This window comes from Paenibacillus plantiphilus (genome assembly GCF_927798095.1).
GTDB classification, from domain to species: Bacteria; Bacillota; Bacilli; order Paenibacillales; family Paenibacillaceae; genus Paenibacillus_Z; species Paenibacillus_Z plantiphilus.
The window spans coordinates 246,248-262,919 of sequence record NZ_CAKMMF010000002.1 but is presented as its reverse complement, the minus strand read 5'-3'; the positions used below and the strand labels follow the sequence as shown (position 1 = coordinate 262,919).

Annotated in this window: 16 protein-coding genes; 2 read left to right on the top strand and 14 right to left on the bottom strand. The window is 52.7% G+C overall.

Annotated features, from left to right (window positions below; all coding sequences use genetic code 11):
• Positions 1–218: 218 nt before the first annotated feature.
• The 4 genes from L6H65_RS02575 to L6H65_RS02560 form a co-directional block, all read right to left on the bottom strand.
• Complete coding sequence (locus L6H65_RS02575) at positions 219–1,469, bottom strand: TraB/GumN family protein (protein WP_236338783.1); 1,251 nt, start codon at positions 1,467–1,469, stop codon at positions 219–221.
• Between the two features lie 256 nt (positions 1,470–1,725).
• Positions 1,726–2,229 (bottom strand): ferritin, encoded by a 504-nt coding sequence (locus L6H65_RS02570; protein WP_290370293.1) that lies wholly within the window; start codon positions 2,227–2,229, stop codon positions 1,726–1,728.
• A 125-nt stretch (positions 2,230–2,354) separates the two neighbouring features.
• The gene (locus L6H65_RS02565; protein WP_236338781.1) at positions 2,355–2,579 is read right to left on the bottom strand and encodes a DUF1450 domain-containing protein; all 225 of its coding nucleotides are present in this window, start codon (positions 2,577–2,579) and stop codon (positions 2,355–2,357) included.
• A 204-nt stretch (positions 2,580–2,783) separates the two neighbouring features.
• Positions 2,784–4,301, bottom strand: coding sequence for a hypothetical protein (locus L6H65_RS02560; protein ID WP_236338780.1), 1,518 nt, complete (start codon positions 4,299–4,301; stop codon positions 2,784–2,786).
• Positions 4,302–4,573: 272 nt separating this feature from the next.
• Here L6H65_RS02560 and L6H65_RS02555 point away from each other — a divergent pair, with 272 nt between their 5' ends.
• Positions 4,574–4,789, top strand: coding sequence for a YwbE family protein (locus tag L6H65_RS02555; RefSeq protein ID WP_236338779.1), 216 nt, complete (start codon positions 4,574–4,576; stop codon positions 4,787–4,789).
• On the opposite strand, the gene L6H65_RS02550 is transcribed toward L6H65_RS02555, so the two are convergent.
• From L6H65_RS02550 to L6H65_RS02535, 4 genes are all read right to left on the bottom strand, one after another.
• Complete coding sequence (locus L6H65_RS02550) at positions 4,767–5,126, bottom strand: DUF6463 family protein (protein WP_236338778.1); 360 nt, start codon at positions 5,124–5,126, stop codon at positions 4,767–4,769. The genes L6H65_RS02555 and L6H65_RS02550 overlap by 23 nt on opposite strands.
• A gap of 1,026 nt (positions 5,127–6,152) precedes the next feature.
• Positions 6,153–6,398, bottom strand: coding sequence for a hypothetical protein (locus tag L6H65_RS02545; protein ID WP_236338777.1), 246 nt, complete (start codon positions 6,396–6,398; stop codon positions 6,153–6,155).
• A 321-nt stretch (positions 6,399–6,719) separates the two neighbouring features.
• Positions 6,720–7,901 (bottom strand): ArsA family ATPase, encoded by a 1,182-nt coding sequence (locus L6H65_RS02540; protein ID WP_236338776.1) that lies wholly within the window; start codon positions 7,899–7,901, stop codon positions 6,720–6,722.
• A 63-nt stretch (positions 7,902–7,964) separates the two neighbouring features.
• Positions 7,965–8,441, bottom strand: a complete 477-nt coding sequence (locus tag L6H65_RS02535) for a MarR family winged helix-turn-helix transcriptional regulator (RefSeq protein ID WP_236338774.1) — start codon at positions 8,439–8,441, stop codon at positions 7,965–7,967.
• 583 nt (positions 8,442–9,024) lie between these two features.
• On the opposite strand from L6H65_RS02535, the gene L6H65_RS02530 reads away from it, so the two are divergent.
• Positions 9,025–10,365 (top strand): DUF2252 domain-containing protein, encoded by a 1,341-nt coding sequence (locus tag L6H65_RS02530; RefSeq protein ID WP_236338772.1) that lies wholly within the window; start codon positions 9,025–9,027, stop codon positions 10,363–10,365.
• A 349-nt stretch (positions 10,366–10,714) separates the two neighbouring features.
• On the opposite strand, the gene bioC is transcribed toward L6H65_RS02530, so the two are convergent.
• Genes bioC through bioA form a run of 6 tightly spaced genes read right to left on the bottom strand, consistent with a single transcriptional unit; the run spans position 10,715 to position 16,645 of the window.
• The gene (gene bioC, locus L6H65_RS02525) at positions 10,715–11,596 is read right to left on the bottom strand and encodes a malonyl-ACP O-methyltransferase BioC (protein ID WP_236338771.1); all 882 of its coding nucleotides are present in this window, start codon (positions 11,594–11,596) and stop codon (positions 10,715–10,717) included.
• Entirely contained in the window at positions 11,559–12,338 is a 780-nt protein-coding gene (locus L6H65_RS02520; RefSeq protein WP_236338769.1) for an alpha/beta fold hydrolase, read from the bottom strand. The genes bioC and L6H65_RS02520 overlap by 38 nt, the downstream gene beginning before the upstream one ends.
• Positions 12,335–13,513, bottom strand: a complete 1,179-nt coding sequence (gene bioF, locus L6H65_RS02515; RefSeq protein WP_236338841.1) for an 8-amino-7-oxononanoate synthase — start codon at positions 13,511–13,513, stop codon at positions 12,335–12,337. The genes L6H65_RS02520 and bioF overlap by 4 nt, the downstream gene beginning before the upstream one ends.
• 18 nt (positions 13,514–13,531) lie before the next feature.
• A complete protein-coding gene (gene bioB / locus L6H65_RS02510) occupies positions 13,532–14,530 on the bottom strand; it encodes a biotin synthase BioB (protein WP_236338768.1) in 999 nt (332 codons plus the stop codon).
• A 25-nt stretch (positions 14,531–14,555) separates the two neighbouring features.
• Positions 14,556–15,287: a dethiobiotin synthase gene (bioD, locus tag L6H65_RS02505; RefSeq protein WP_236338767.1), complete on the bottom strand. Its 732-nt coding sequence runs from the start codon at positions 15,285–15,287 to the stop codon at positions 14,556–14,558.
• The gene (gene bioA, locus L6H65_RS02500) at positions 15,284–16,645 is read right to left on the bottom strand and encodes an adenosylmethionine--8-amino-7-oxononanoate transaminase (protein WP_236338766.1); all 1,362 of its coding nucleotides are present in this window, start codon (positions 16,643–16,645) and stop codon (positions 15,284–15,286) included. Before bioA ends, bioD begins: the two co-directional genes overlap by 4 nt.
• Positions 16,646–16,672 lie beyond the last annotated feature (27 nt).

The following is a 16,672-nucleotide window of genomic DNA, read 5'->3' as shown; positions in this document are numbered from 1 at the left end:
AGGTAGTGGTGCTGCGCTTCTGTTCATGCATTTTTATCCATGGAGACGGAATGATACGTATAGGAATACAAATGTCTGTAATCGATGAAGAAATCCATATGGGGAATAAATGCGGTTCCATAAAAGAATTAAAAAATGAAGGAGCGAACTGCTGTCTCGTTCGCCCCTTCTCAGGCCGTCTGCGCTGCATGGTAGACGGCTATTGCAATATTATAGGACTACTGTCTTGCTACGGTGTAGCCCTTCCCCTCAAGCAATGGAACAATGCCCCATTCACCTATTAAATGGGCGGCCCCGACTACGACAAAATAAGTTTTGTTGTCTCCCTTTTTCAAATACGCGTCGATATGCTCGGTCATCGGTATATTGCGGTCAACAAGCAATTTTTGAGTATATTCTTCCTCTTCCTCGTCTAAGGATTGGATGCTTTCAAGCAGCGCCTTTTCATCGCCTGCAGCCCACGCCTCGGACATTTGCTTGATGTCGGAATCTCCGCTTGTGAGGGATTCGAGCGAGCTCAGCAGCTGTTTCTCCTGAAACTCAGGGGAGAAGCCGTCAAACAGTTCGAGTTGAAGCTTGATCGATTCCAGCTCAAGCACAGGCAGCATGCTTTCCTTCGCCTTATTTAGAAAATAGGCATCAATGCCAAGCGAGCTGTCATACCCTAAGTTCATCCATTTGATCTGGTTCAGCGCAAGCGAAATATTCCAGGGCTTGAATGCATCGAATGCATCTGCCTTCTGCCCAATTCCCGTTAAAAACTCGCCCACCTTCTTATAAGACTCCGGCGAGATATGATCCTGCAGCTTCGTTCCGTCCGAATAGGTACTAAGCGAGGCAACCAGGCTTTGCGTCTCTGCATCAATGGGCTTCGAAATATCGACCTCAACCGTCAAATAATCCGCCTCCGAGAAGGCTTGCTCAATAGCTGGACGTAGCGGATACATCTCCTTGCTGGCCACATGGATTGAGCCGAGCAAATACACGGTGCTGCCGTTATTCTCCACCTTCCAGAGAAAACCTTTGCTCGCTTGCTGTGTCTGAAGCACGACTGTGCGCAGTTCGGCGTTCCAAAGGACCTTGTAGCCCGCCGCCTCGGCAATGAACCGGACAGGCGCATATGTAACCTTTCCTATTGTCTTCGGTGCGACTAGAAGCGCGACCTGCTGACCGTTCACGACAGCCGCATGCTTGCCGGCCTGTATAGAAATCGTCAGATTATCTTTGGCGCCGCTGACAGCCTTGCTCTGTTCATCACGGCTCACGGTGAAGCCAAGCTCTTTCAGCAGCGGCTCTACCGGGACTAGCGTCGTGCTCTGCTGGATGAGCGGCACTTGGCTGTCCAGTTGAAGCTGATGCTCGCCAAGCCAGACGGAAATCGGCTTTGCAGGCTCCGCTGCGCCTTGTGCAGCTGTTCCGAATGCCAGCAACAGGACGAGCGACATTAGTAGTGCAGTAACCTTGTTCATGAATCAACTTCCTCTCCTCATTTGGATGCATCCTTTTATAGAGACGTTTCACATCATGATTGGTTTCAATAATTGTCCATTTCTAGCATGTTGGTTACAATCCAGGGCTTCGGGGTATTGAGCAGGGCGATCGGGGAGCCAGCGGGGAGTTATCGTGGAACAGCAGCCCATGGGCGCATAGAAAAGCATGCAGAAAGGGCTGTCTCCCAGTAGTTTGATGAACTACTGGGAGACAGCCCCGTTGATGCTAAACTTATTATACGGCTGGCGGTGTGAAGGTGCGCTGTGCAAACTCATTATCAAGCATGAAGAATGCGTTGCTGTCCTTGTCAATCCGCTTAAGCTTATTGATGATGCTGTCGAACATGGATTCTTCCTCTACCTGCTCATCGATGAACCATTTCAAGAACTGAATGGTGGCATGCTCACGGTCATTCATCGCGATATCCGAAAGGTTGTAGATGCGCTTCGTAACAGCCTGCTCATGCTCATAGGCATGCTCGAAGGCTGCCAGAATGGAGCTGTATTCATTATCAGGCGTATCCATGCCGGCCAGAGTGGCGCGTTTCCCGCGGTCGTTCAGAAATTTGTAAATCTTCATTGCGTGGAATCGTTCTTCCTCAGCCTGTACGATAAAGAAGTTGGCGAATCCATCCAGACTTTCTCCAGAACAGTAGGCTGCAATGGCCAAGTAGACATGAGCAGAGTAGAATTCGAAATTCATCTGTTCATTCAGAGCTTCACTAAGTGTATCGTTCATCATCTGTCGCACACACCTCTCTATTCGTTCCTAACCAATATATACCCCTGCGCTATAAAGTGCGAATCTGCACCTTCAGCGAGGGGTTTAACAATATATGCTATATGTTATCACATTTTACTCGACTAGCCTATCCGCTTCTTGAGCTCTTTATACAAGATTTTGGCGGAGGGAGCGACGAGGATCTCTGATTTCCCGATTCTGACGATACATTGCTTGGAGCAGAGGCGGCAGTTGCCAAGGCAATCCTTCTTCTTCTGCTTGACGTCAGGGAATTTGCTCTTGAGTGACTTGTAGACCGACTTGGAGCCGTTCTTGAAGTTTTTGCAGCAGTAATTGATTTTCTTCATCGTCCGTATCAACCTCTCTGAGGTAACTGTTGATTTTCTTTCTCAATGATATTCATTCTCATTATAAAAGTCAATCTCTTTCTTTGCATGCTTGTTTCGGAGGACGAGCAAAACCCCCAGCTGCGAATGAGTGCGGCTGAGGGTTTCGGGAATGGATCAGGATGTGATTGCGATATTTTTACAAGTGTATGCCAGATAGCCCGATCAGATTCGTTGGAGCTTGATATCGCCGTTCTTATAGAGGCGGTAGGCGATTGTGAAGCTGGTCTCATCGACCTTCAGGGTGAAGGAGGAGTCTGTTGCTTTAACAATCTCAACAGCAGAGTAGGCGTCCTCATCGAATGGGATGCCGACTGCCTTGAACACATCGATGCGCTTCGCGGAATTCCCATCCCCGTCAGGAAGGACTGGAATCAGCTCCGGCTTGCTGCTGTAGAAATCAATTGTGAGCAGATATTGATCCGTAATCCAGCGTGAATCCAGGGATGCAATATGGATTTTGAAGTCAGGCTTGCTGTTGTCCACGGTTCGGATATGAAAATATTGCAGCATGGAATATACCCACTCGTAATACATCGTATAGTTGCCGCTTGGTGAAAGGGTTCCGGCGGAGCGGAACTGTTCATTGCTATAATCAAACACACTATTGTCGCTCGTAAGACGCTCAATCGTCAGGTCCTTGTCGATGTAGGATATCTTGTATGAGCCGCCTGAGGCATTGGCATACAGATTCCCTGTAAAATTATTGTAGATGCCAATATGCTGCTCTTCGCCATCACTCATCTCAATGCCATGCTTGGAGGAGGCATGGTATCCGCCGATTCCGTGCAAATGATAGAGCTGGTCGAAGAACGCATCCAGAGAAGGATCGGCAGTGACCGCCGATAACACATCAGGGACCTTGGGCGAGCCATTCATTGTGACGAGAAGCTTCTTCAATATGTCTTTATCGGTAGCGCCAAGAGCAGGGCTGCGGCCGATAATCGCCTGCTCCAGCCGGTTCTTGCCTTTGAAGCCGATATAGTAGTTGCTTGTCCGGTAGAAAATCATGTCTCCTTCGGAGAAGCCGGGCGTTCCGAGCTTTGTCCGAATGTCCTTGATCGTATCGCCGATGCGGACGGTTCCTACAATAGCAGCCTTGAACCTGTCATTAATAATCATGTTGTTTGAATCGGTCTGGATGAGACCGCTCGACCAATCGCTATCCGTATAAGAGGACGGCTGGCTCAAAAGCGCAGCAATCCGCTTGTCGATGGCATGCTTGAACGTGGCGGCAATCGGTACGGGATGCAGGCCTGCCTTGGCTAGATTTGTCGGAATGGCGGCAGATGCGCTCGTAATATAGGTATATTTCTGGGCATATGAGATGGACGTAACAAGCTTGGATTGCTGAATAGTTCCAACCGTTGCGGCGAATTCGCCTTGGACGATCTTGAACGGCCAGTAGCCGTTCGCTTTGGCGATATCTTTGATGAACTTATTGAACAGATTTTCTGCCTGAAGGCCGGAGGGCTGCGGCAGCTTGATGCTGAATACGGGGTAATTCCCGTTTTTAATGACGACCTTCAAAAGCTCGACGTCATAAGCAGTGAAAATTTCTTTGGTGGGATGCTGCCACTGAGCAATATTCGTAATCGTTCTCGTTGGTGAAGCGGCGACCGCCTCGTGGAATCCAGTTAGCAGCAGAGTCAGTACACTGCAAGCAAGGAGCCATTTGCGCATGAAGAGAACACCGTCTTTCTGATAGAAGTAGAGGATGGTTGCTGTACCACTTGATTGTACAGGAATATAGAAGATTGTACAGGAATATAGAAGAATGAGGAAGATAATGATAGAGGATGTCGGGTAAAGCCAGCATGGAACAAAGAGGACAGGCAGCCGCGCAAGTTGCGGGTGAGCTTGCTGCTGCCGTATGATAAGGGTTGGGCTGTGATGGCCCGGTCTGTTCCCCTCTGAGGTCGAACGGTCGAACAACAAAGGAGCGTGACGGAGATATGAGCAGCAATGGACAGCAGCGGTCGGCTATACATCCCGGTCTGGTCGTTGATATTGTATTGAAACAGGACCAAGCCACGGGGAAGACGACCCGCGGCGTAGTGAAGGATCTTTTGACCAAATCCCCGAACCATCCCCATGGCATTAAAGTTAGACTGCAGAGCGGCGAGGTGGGACGAATAAAAGCTATCGTCAGCGGCGATTCCAAACCATAATAATTCCCTGGGCCAGCACAAGCCAGAAGCCGGAAATTGGCATCATAATAGCGCCGACAGCGGAGATCGTGATAAGATGCCAGCCAAGGCTGGCAGGAAGCGGCTGGCGCTGCTGGACAACCGTCCAGCGCATGAAGCGGGCGAGCAGCCACATCATCGCGCCTGCGAATAGAAACCAGAAGGCGGCTTCCCGATCATGTTGGCCGGCAATGGTATTCACGAACCCCTCGGAGCCGATGGTCCGAATAGTTCCCCACGCAAGAATAAGACCTAGCGCACTGTGAATGTACGCTGTAAGCTCCATCATAAGCGGACTGTACCGCTGAATGCTTTTCATAGTCATGTTCCCCTTTCTCAACTTGGCAGAAGCAGCACGTTGCGGCTTTAATAATTCCATAGCCTGCTGGTACACATAGCCCGCCGATGCCATAGCCCTCAGTACCATAGCCCACCGATTCCATATCCCCCAGTACCATAGCCCGCCGATGCCATATCCCCTCAGTACCATAGCCCCTGGGTGCGCTGCACTAGCCGTTGCTTGCTTCTGAATTACTACGCGTAGATGCAAAAACTCTCATGACGTCGACGACATCACCCAGAATGACAATGGGAGCTGGGAGTTACCTTCTACTTTCTTATAAAGTCAGGCTGTAGAGAAAGTCGGTCCTGATATTTGCTGTATATGACGGAAATGGAAATGCAGTGTTGCAGCACGGAAACTCCATAAGGCGGAAATACCGCGTTACAGCACGAAAAAAGGGAGCGAAGTACGCTGAAAGGCTGAAAAACCCTCTTACAGATGACAAAGCGCAGCAGAAAGCTCCTCGACTATCTCCATAAGGCGGAAATACCGCGTTACAGCACGAAAAAAGGGAGCGAAGTACGCTGAAAGGCTGAAAAACCCTCTTACAGATGACAAAGCGCAGCAGAAAGCTCCTCAACTATCTCCATAAGGCGGAAATACCGCGTTACAGCACGAAAAAAGGGAGTGAGGAGCGCTGAAAGGCTGAAAAACCCTCTTACAGCTGGCAAGGCATAGCAGAAAGCTCCTCGTTTATCTCCATAAGGCGGAAATACCGCATTACAGCACGGAAAAGTAACACGAGCATTTTCGAAATGCAAGACGACGGCTGGTGTGGATTCCGCCCCGCTGAAAAATGTCCCCATGGATTTTTTCAAACAGAATGCGATGCTCACATAACGTACGTCGACGACATCCCCCACTAGAATCAAAATAGGGGCTGGGAGTAACCTTCTATTTTCGTATATAGTTTTTGCTCGTTGTCCATCGGGATTGCTCAATAGTCTAATGGTTCTCAAGTAGTTTGGGACGATATTTGTAGAAAGAGAGAGTGGCGGATATTTAGTCTTCTATGACGACGGACACAGCAGAACCGGTAGTTCGCTTGGAGCCGGTCTTCTCTTTCATGGAATGACTGGAGTTGTCCAACTGCTCAATCAGACTGTTTAGTATGGCTTTTCCACCGAGCAAGGCTTCACGAGCTGAGGTGCGAAAATGCTCTTTTGCCTCCTCAGGGACCATCTCACGGCCTACAGCCCCGCTTACTTCTGACACCAATCGTGCCAACCTAACCAAGTGAGTGTCCATTTTTTTATTCCTCCCAAAAGTTTTTGCGATACAAACGTAGAGACCTCCAGCGAGCAAAAACTAGCTACGTAAGCATATGCCAAGTTTTTGCGATACAAACGTAGAGGCCTCCAGCGAGCAAAAACTAGCTACGTAAGCATATGCCAAGTTTTTGCGATACAAACGTAGAGGCCTCCAGCGAGCAAAAACTAGCTACATAAGCATATGCCAAGTTTTTGCGATACAAACGTAGAGGCCTCCGGCGAGCAAAAACTAGCTACGTAAGCATGCGCCAAGTTTTTGCGATACAATCGCAAAGCCTCGACTCAATCGTTGATCATGCTAGTGCTGCGGCTCGCGGCCGCCGAAGCGGATATGGAGGGCATCGTCGCGGAAGCGCGCGCCTTCAATCGGTCGGCCCATAAGTGTTCGCGGCAGATGGATTTTCCGCTTGTAGGAGCCGACATGCACAGTCAACTCGTCGCCAAGCTGAGTGAGCTGCACCTCCTCCTTGCTAATAAAGGGCAGCAGGAGTTCAAGCGAATAAGCTTCACCGTCCTTGCGAATGGTCTCAGAGCGGCTGGCGTATAGGATGGACCCGGCATCCGCATCTCTGAATGCTTCCTCGCCAACCTGCTGAAGCGGTTGAAGTCCGAATACTTCGCCCGGCATTAGCGGTACGCGCAGAATCGGCAGCGGGCTGAAGCATTGCTCGATCTCCTCCGCATATCGCTCGTGAAGCTCCTTCCATTGGGACATGAACCCTTCACCCACATCTCCCTGCAGCACGCGATTCACGATTACCGCATCGGTATGAAAGCCGAATAAATTCAAATAGGTGAAGGAACGCCTTGCTTCGGAGATGACCATTTTCTCCGGGTTGAGCACGATTCTCACAGAAGTAACCTCTGGATTGAGCAGCATGGTTTGCAGATCCTCCAGGTCACGAATGAAGCGCTCTACACTTTCCAGCGTCTCATCGCTAGGCAGCTCCAGACCGCCAGTCACCAGCTTGGCGACAGGGCGTACTACTTTAATGAGACGGCGCTCGTAAGGGAAGATTTTCTCCAGCCACCAGTTCAGCACATTGGGATAGCTCAGCAGCCGCAGCGTTTCGCCGGTAGGAGCACAATCGACGATTAATGTGTCGAACAGGCCGCTGTCCGCTTGCCGTTTAATCTGAAGCAGACAGAACAGCTCCTCCATTCCAGGAAAAACAAGCATCTCCTCGGTTGTCACATCATTCAGCTTGGCCCAGTTCATGAACTGCGCCAGCCAGCTCTGCACAGCGCCCCAATTGCGCTCGGTCTCCTGCATGCTGTCAATTTCCTGGGCCCACAGATCAGGCGCAACTTGGACCGGATCTGGACCAAGCGGCAGATCAAGCGCATCTGATAAACTATGCGCCGCATCTGTGCTCATGACGAGCGTCTTCTTGCCTTGTGCTGCAAGACGCACCGCTGTCGCTGCAGCGATGCTTGTCTTGCCGACGCCGCCCTTGCCGGTGTATATAATAATCCTCATCTCAAATCCCTCCAGATTGTTCATGCGAATTACTACGAAATCGTAGTATATGAGCAAAAAAATTTAGTCCTCGATTTGAATGCTGCGCGGCTTCTGTGCCGATCCCGCCGGTTTGCCGGACGGTTGCTGTTGCAGCGCCTTGCCGACTTTAATCATAAGCTGCACGAATTGAGCGATTTCCTCCGGTGTCAGCGCCTCCTGCACGCGTTCGAACATCGTGGTCAGGGTTGCCTTGCCCTTGTCCGCAAGCCGCTTGCCCTCGGCTGTCAACGAGATCAGAATACTACGCTGGTCAATATCTGAGGGGTTGCGCGCAATCCAGTCTTTCTTCTGAAGCCGCTTCGCAATGCTAGTGGCAGTACTAAGCGGTGCGCCAAGCTCGCCAGCGAAATCTGACATCGTCATCTCTCCATGGAATTGCAGCACCATCAATGCGCCCAAATCTGTACTGCTCAATTGCTCCTCCAGCGCAGAAGCATCGGGAAAAACACTAAGAGGCCGCAATCCTTGCTTGAACAATAATTCAATTAATTGGTCCATATTTATCCTCTTTATTACGATATCGTATTATCTAAAACATATGTTACTACGATATCGCAGTAAATGCAAGGATGAATTGTTGGGGCGCCTGTACCGCCCCACCGCGCTCTGCTCGCGGTGCAGAAAGTACGTCGACCTGTCAATAGTCGACCTCTGTCATGCAGCGCGACACCGTGCGCGCTGGGAGCTGCGGTTGATCGACCACCGTCATGCAGCGAAACACCGCGCGCGGTGTGTACTATGGCAAGAGGCTGCTTAATTAGCGGGACAGCTATGTGCAGCGCATGCCGTTATTCGCACACTATGGCTGTTCACCAACGGTAAGCCCATCGACTCCATCGAATCGCGTCTTGTCGGTCTCACTTCCATCGTCTCCCTTATGTTAAGTCGGTTCTCGTCTCGGCGTTGGGTCGAAACAACCCCACTCAATCAGAATGACATCAGCTCACCGCCATGCATTTCCGTCATCATATGTGGCAGAAGGAGGAGCTAGAAGCGCGGATCGGCTTGTAGAGCAGGAAATGTCGGAATAAAGGAGAATCCTTTATATAATGACGACATTTGACAAGTAGGGAGCTGCTCTATGAATGCGCAAATGACTGACCGAGTGAAGCAAACCCAGCGGAAGCTAAGAAAACAAACGTTGACCGCTATTTTTGATGAATTTGACGGCAAGCTGATGGAGCTCGATAGGAAGAAACGGACGGAAAAATATAAGAAAATGTCGAGCGGGCCGTTTTCTTTTTTTCGGGGCAGCGCTTATTTATTTTATTTTGACGTGACGCGGGAATGGTTTCCTTATCATTCGCAGCCGGATCGGCCGACATGGATACAAGGCGATCTGCACTTCGAGAACTTCGGCGCTTTTCGCAGCGAGACAGGGGAGCTTGTCTATGATGTGAATGATTTTGACGAGGGCTACTTGGGCTCGTATCTATATGATCTGCTTCGCATGTCAGTCAGTATTACGCTCGTATGCCGGATCAAGGAGCTGCCAGCAGAGTCTCAATCACATATCATCGTTGCTTATCTGCGTGCATATTCCGCTCAGATGCGCCGATTCGCCAAGGGGAAGGAAGATCCTGCAACGTTCTATATGAACGAGGAACGGGCGGACGGGCCTATCCGCAAGCTGCTCAAGAAGCTGCGCAAGCGCAAGGAGCAGCACTTCCTTGAGAAGGTGACGGCGATGATGCAGCAGGAGGATCGTCAATTTTCGGCCAGTGAGGAAATCGTGCCGGCGACAGTGGAGGAGCGGGCGGCGCTGCTTGCGGCCTGGCCGCAATATTTGCAGGGCATGAGTGAACGCGGCGGGGCGGAGGAACGGCATTTTCGAATTAAGGATATTGCTGTCAAGCACGGCTCTGGCACGGCCTCCATTGGACTTGACCGGTTCTATGTCCTGATTGAAGGCGGCGATGGGGAGCAGGGCTTGGACGATGTAGTTCTGGAAGTGAAGGAGGTTCGCGTACCCGTGCCGGCGTATTTCCTTCCTTACGACGAAATGTTCTGGCGAGCATTCGGGCATCAGGGCAAACGGGTTACGATGACTCAGCAAGCGATGCACCATGAGGCAGACCCTTATCTCGGCTATATGTCGCTTGATGACCGTGATTTCTACGTGAGGGAGCGGTCCCCTTACAAGAAGCGTCTGAAGCTGGAGCAGTTGGAGACGGAGCAGGACCTGCTGAAGGTTGTTCAGGGGATGGGCGGCATCACCGCCAAAATGCACGCACGGGCAGATGCGGATGTGGAGCATGGCGTGCTCGACTATCACAGTGAAACAGAGATTGTGCGCGCGATGGGCAATGACGAGGATACGTTCTGCGCGTCTATCGCACAGTGGGCATTGTCTTATGCCGAACAGGTCGAGCTTGATTATGAGCTGTTCGTGGAATGGTCAAGCAATCGGCGAAAGAGTTGAACCTATGAGCATAGAAGCAAGAAGCAGCTGTACGAGGCGGATGACACCTCGGGCAGCTGCTTGTTTATTTGTCGGGTAGATGTATGGAATGTGAATGACGGGTAAAAGCAACTATCTTCGCGCGCACCTGCAAAAATACACCTCCTGTATCCAAAACTGCTGCTTGCAGCCAGAGTAACTTCAATAATACATCAAATATTTCCGGAATCCCGCATATACGGTGCTTTTCTGATTTTTTGGTGTATTTTTGCAGGTAAGTGACTTGAAATGGTCCTTTCTGGTCCAATTACCTGTATTTTTGCAGCAACGTAAATACAAGCAACGGCTACTGCAGCGTGCGGGCCTATGTTTATGAGCGGGTGCGCGCATGCAGCAGCATGAGATCATAGGTAGCGGGAATGCTGCTGTCTGGCGCGCGGTATCGAGCTTCGTATGAACGATACATTTGCGTGAAAAGCATACGCCGCGATATTCCATGAAGGGGTGCTGCTTCTGAAGTGCTGGCCCCGACTGCTTTAATCGAAAGGAGGAAATCGCGCACCGAGGCATGCCGTTCACAGTGGACGTTGCGCTCAATCACGATGTCTGCGAGCCCGGCTTCCACCAGGAGCTGCTGCCACTGATCAGGAGAGTGAAAGGACAGCCCATGCCTCTGGGGAGGCAGATTGTTTGAGCTGTAAGCATCTGCGAACGATTGGTGCAGCTCATGGAATGTTTTCGGTCCGAAGGTAGTGAAGGCGAGTGACCCGCCCCGCTTCTGAAGCAGTTGGGCAAGTTTCGAGAGCGTCCCTGCAGGATCTGGCAGCCATTGGAAGCAGGCATTAGAGACGATCAGGTCGAAGGAGCAGCTCTCCGCGCTCTGCTTGGCGAGCCAGCTATCAGCATCAGAAAGTATCCAGTTCATTTGCCCGGCGCGGATGCTGGCATGAGTAACAGCGGTCAGGCGTCTGCCTGCGAGACGCTGCTTTGCCGCTTCCAGCATGGCGGGAGACAGATCAAGCGCCGTTATCGATGCCTCTGGAAATAATGACGCGAGCTTCTCCGTCAATGCTCCCGTACCGCAGCCAATCTCCAAAATATTGATTGGGCCTGGATGTAAACCGTGGGTTAGCGGGGAGATAGCGGTGGAAAGTGAGTGCGACATTAACCGCTGTACACTGGCATGTGCATCGTATGAGCTATCCGCGCTTCGATCAAATCGCCGCTGTATCGCTCGCAGCTTGCCATTCATGCCACCATCTCCTTATCTCATCTGATGCTTCCTGATGTCGGGTTATACAGACCGCATGTCCGCTGGCTTCCAATGTGATCAGCCTCGCATGGGGCAGCCTAACTTGTAATTCCAGAGCTGCGCCAATCGGACAAATCGTATCCTCCACACCATGAATGAGCAGTGCCGGGAGGGTAATTGTGGACAGCAGGCCTCTGCAATCCTCATTGCGAAGGACATTAAGGCCGGCTAGCAGCGCTTCGGTGGACCAGCTCTCCGCTGGCGGCAACTCCTGAACGCAGCCGTTCTCAAGCTCTTGCGCTGTCAATAGAGCTTCGCGAAATTTCAGCTCGACGGCTGCGCGGTCATGCTTGATCTCCGTTCCCATCTGCCTGACATAGGCATCCAGCCAGCCGAGCTCCGTCTCTCCTTTGGGTCGGACGAAGCGGGCTGTTCCATTCAGCAGGACAATGCCGTCCGCCAAGCCGTCTGCTGCGATGCGAAGCGCAAGCAGGGAGCCGAGAGACCAGCCGATGATGAGCAGTCGCCCTGCTGCCGAGCGACGGCAAGCCTCCGCCGCTGTGGAGGCCATCGCATAGAACTGCTCAGGCGAGTCCGCATGCTCATAGCGAACCGGCACATGCCGCCATTCTGCCGGCAGATGGCCTCTGAGCGTGGTGAATGCAGCATCGTCGAAGCTCCAGCCGCTGAGCCAAAGTACGGTCACAGCCGGATGCGAGTGCTGTTCTGTCCCCACTGTCATAGCGGCAGCACCCCCAGCTTCAAGCCGATGCTGCGGATGCATGAGGCCGCTTGCTCCAGCTCGCGCTCTGTGTGGACAGCGGACAGCGAGAAGCGGATCCGGGCTGTCCCCTCCGGCACAGTGGGCGGGCGAATCGCAACAGCTGCGATGCCCGCCTCTTGCAGCTCTGCGCTGAACCGCAGAGCTGCCGCATTGTCGCCGACAATGACGGGCACAATGGGCGAGTCGCCGTCGCTGGTCTGGAAGCCGCCGTCCCTCAGCATAGTGCGGAATTTGCGGCTTGCTGCGAGGAGCAGCCGGCGTCTGTCACTCTCACTTCGCACAATCTCAAGCGATTGCGAAATACCGGCTAAGATGGAGGGGGGCAGCGCTGTAGAGTAAATAAATGGCCTTGCTCTGTTGACGAGCCAGCGTACAAGCGTTTCACTGCCGCATACATATGCGCCGTATAAGCCGAAGGCTTTGCTGAACGTTCCCATATGGATGTCGATGTCGCTATGTATGCCGAGTGAATGGCATAGACCTTCGCCGTTCCCGCCGTATATGCCGCCGCTATGCGCCTCGTCTACCATGAGCATCGCGCCGTGCTGTCCTTTGAGCTGCACCAGCTCATGCAGCAGCGCTTGATCGCCATCCATCGAGAAAATCGTGTCTGTCACAATGAGCTTGCGCCTTGCCCCGCGATGCTTGTGCAGCAGATGGCGCAAATGCTCCATATCGTTATGGCGATAACGGGCATGCTCCGCACGGCTAAGCGCCACGCCATCCACAATGCTCGCATGGTTAAGCCGGTCGCTGAACACGACATCGCCACGACCGACGAGGGCGCTTATGACGCCTGTGTTGGCCATATAGCCATTCGCGGCAACAAGCGCCGCGCCGCATTGCTGCCAATCCGCAAGCGCATCCTCCAGCTCGCGATAGGGTGTCCGATTGCCGGTGACGAGGCGCGATGCCCCTGATCCTGCGCCTTCGGTCAAGAGCGCCGTGCGCATAGCTTCAATAATCGCGGGATGCTGTGCAAGACCAAGGTAATCGTTGGACGACAGATTGAGCAGCTCCTGCCCGTCCCGCAATATGTAGCCTGGCCGACCGGAGACAGGGGCGCTGTCGCGGAGCTTCCGTTCGAGCGCTTCGCCAGCCAGTGATTGGAGCTCCTGCTCCATCCATTTCATCGTCATACCATGCACCGCCTAGAGCGCACACATTTCGATCTCGAAGCCCATATCTTCAATGATGTGATGGTCGGACGTTACTTCCTGGCCCGCTGTGGTCAAATAATCACCGACGAACAGCGAGTTGGCTGCATAGAGCGACAGGGGCTGCAGGGTGCGCAGATTAACTTCACGTCCGCCAGCTACACGGATTTCTTTGGATGGACAGATGAAACGGAATAAGGCCAGCACCTTCAATGCTGTCATAGCTGGCGTGCGCCCTGCATTTTCCAAGGGAGTTCCCGGGATTGCATTGAGGAAGTTAATCGGTATGGAGTCCGCATCCAGGTCGCGAAGCGAATAAGCCATCTCGACGATTTCCTGCATCGATTCGCCCATGCCGATAATAACGCCGGAGCAAGGGGACATGCCATAGGATTTGACCTCCTCGACCGTTTCGATCCGCTGATCATAGGTGTGGGTTGTTGTGATGGAGGGATAGTTCGCTCGGCTCGTATTCAGATTGTGATTGTAGCGGTGAACACCGGCTTCAGCCAGCTTCTTCGCTTGTCCGTCCTTGAGGATGCCAAGGCATGCGCAGATTTTGAGCGGCATCGTGTCGCGGATTTCCTTAACTGCTTCTACGACCTGCTCCAGCTCCTTGTCTGTCGGACCTTTGCCTGCTGCTACGATGCAGTATGTGCCTGCTTTTCGCGACATCGCTTCACGAGCGCCTGCCAGCAGCGTATCCTTGTCAAGCAAGGTGTACTTCTTCACGGGCGCAGTCGAAACAATGGATTGCGAGCAGTAGCCGCAGTCTTCCGGGCACAGGCCGCTTTTGGCATTAATGATCATATTGAGCTTTACCTTCTTGCCGTAGTAATGCTTCCGCACCGTGAAGGCGGCCTGCAGAATCGGCAGCACCTCATCATTATCCGCCTCCAGAACAGCCAACGCTTCTTCCATCGTCAATCTTGCTCCACTCAGTGCTTTTTGTGCTAAAAGCTGCCAATCTGTTGTGGCTGATAAAGTTGTCATCTAATCATCCTCCCAAGGTAACTGTCTATTCCAAAGCCTGTCTCACAGGCGACAAATCTATCGTTCGACCGATGAGGTCCGCCAGCTTCGCAGGGCTCGGCCTTTCCTCCACAATTCGGGGGAATCGGCCAAGCACTCGCAGGCCGTCGCCAAACTGCTCAATTAGAGCTGCATTCGTAGAAGTGCTGGGGTCTTCTGCGTCATGGATGGCCTCCTCAAAACCATCATTCAATACGACACCAACGACGGGAATGCCGCGCTGCTTGAGCATAGCTGCTGTCAGCAGCGTATGGTTGATGGTGCCAAGAGAGGAACGGGCAACGATCAACACGGGCGTACCGAGCTCAGCGATCCAATCAATGACGAGCGCCTCATTCGTCAGCGGAACGGCAATGCCGCCCGCGCCCTCAATGAGCAGTGAATCGTAACGCGCCATGAGCGGGAGTCCGCTTGCGCTCAGAGCCTCCAGCGTGAGCTCCACATGGGCGGCCCGAGCCGCGAGCAACGGTGTCAAGGGAGCTTCGAAGGTATAGGGAGCTACCGATTCGGGAAGCTCATTGATGCCTGAGCCTTGCAGCAGCCGCTCGGCATCGGTAATGCCGCTCCCCAGCAGCGCCCCGGATTGAACAGGCTTCCATACGCCGATGTTTCGGCCTTCAGCCCGCAAGGCGGCGGCAAGCGCTGCGGTAATGACCGTTTTGCCGACACCTGTGTCAGTGCCTGTCACGAAAAGTCCACGCGCTTGACTCAGAGTCATGGCCGCCAATCCTTCTGAGTCACATCTTGGATGGCGGCAGCGAGAATGTCTGTCATGGCTGCAAGCTCTGCCTCCGTACTGGACAGCGGTGGAATAAAGACGACGATATTGCCGAGTGGACGCGTCAGCATTCCGAGCTCTCTTGCCCGCAGCGAGGTGCGAACGCCGATGCGATCTTCCCAAGCGTAGGGCTCTTTGGTTGCCTTATCGCGCACCAGCTCAATGCCGATCATAAGTCCCTGCTGCCGAATATCACCGACATGAGGCCATTGGGCGAGAGGGGCAAGTCTTCGAGCCACACTGGCGGCTTTGGCCACAGTACCCTCTACAATGCGGCGTTCCTCGAACAGCTTGATGCTGGCAAGCGCCACAGCGCAGCCAAGCGGATTGCCGGTAAATGAATGGCCATGGAAAAAAGTTTTCTGTTCCTCATAATCAGCATAAAAAGAGCTGTAAACCTCATCCGTAGCCAGCGTCGCGGCAACAGGCAGGTAGCCGCCTGTCAACCCTTTGCCGACAACCATCAGATCGGGAGACACTTGCTCCAGATCACAAGCGAACATGGCTCCTGTCCGTCCAAAGCCGGTCGCCACCTCATCGGCAATGAGCAGCACATCGTGCTGGCGGCATAACGCCGCGATTTCAGTGAGGCAGCCGGAAGGCATAATCATCATGCCGCTGGCTCCCTGTACAATGGGCTCGACGATGAGCGCCGCAATTTCATGGCCATGTTTCTGCAGGGTGTCGCGCAAGGAGGCGAGAGTATCCTCCATTGCGCCAGCAGCACCGCCGGAGTGGCGATAGGCTTGCGGATATGGAATGACATAGGGTTGAAAAAGCAGCGGGCGGAACCGTTCATGATAGAGCGGAATCGCGCCCACGCTTACCGCGCCGATGGTATCTCCATGATAGGCTTCTCTCATCGTTATGAAATTTTGTTTCCCCGTTATGCCTCGATTGTGCCAATATTGAAAAGCCATCTTCAATGCGATCTCCACGCCTGTCGCGCCAGAGTCTGAGAAGAACACCTTCGTCAAACCTTCGGGAGCGATAGCTGACAGCTTTCCTGCGAGTTCGATGGCAGGCACGTTCGCCATGCCGAGCAGGGTGGAGTGAGCAACCTTCTGTAGTTGATCGATGATAGCCTGATTCAGCTCGGGCACATTATGACCGTGCACATTGAGCCAAACCGACGAGAATCCATCATAATAGGCGCGTCCCTGCACATCGTACAGCTTAACGCCCTCACCCCGTTCAATAATGAGCGGGTCCGTGCTGTTGTAGTCTTTCATTTGCGTAAAAGGATGCCATAAGTGCGCCTTGTTCATAGCCGCCAAATATTCATATTCCAATGCCATGAGGGATCACGCTCCGATTCTTTTAAT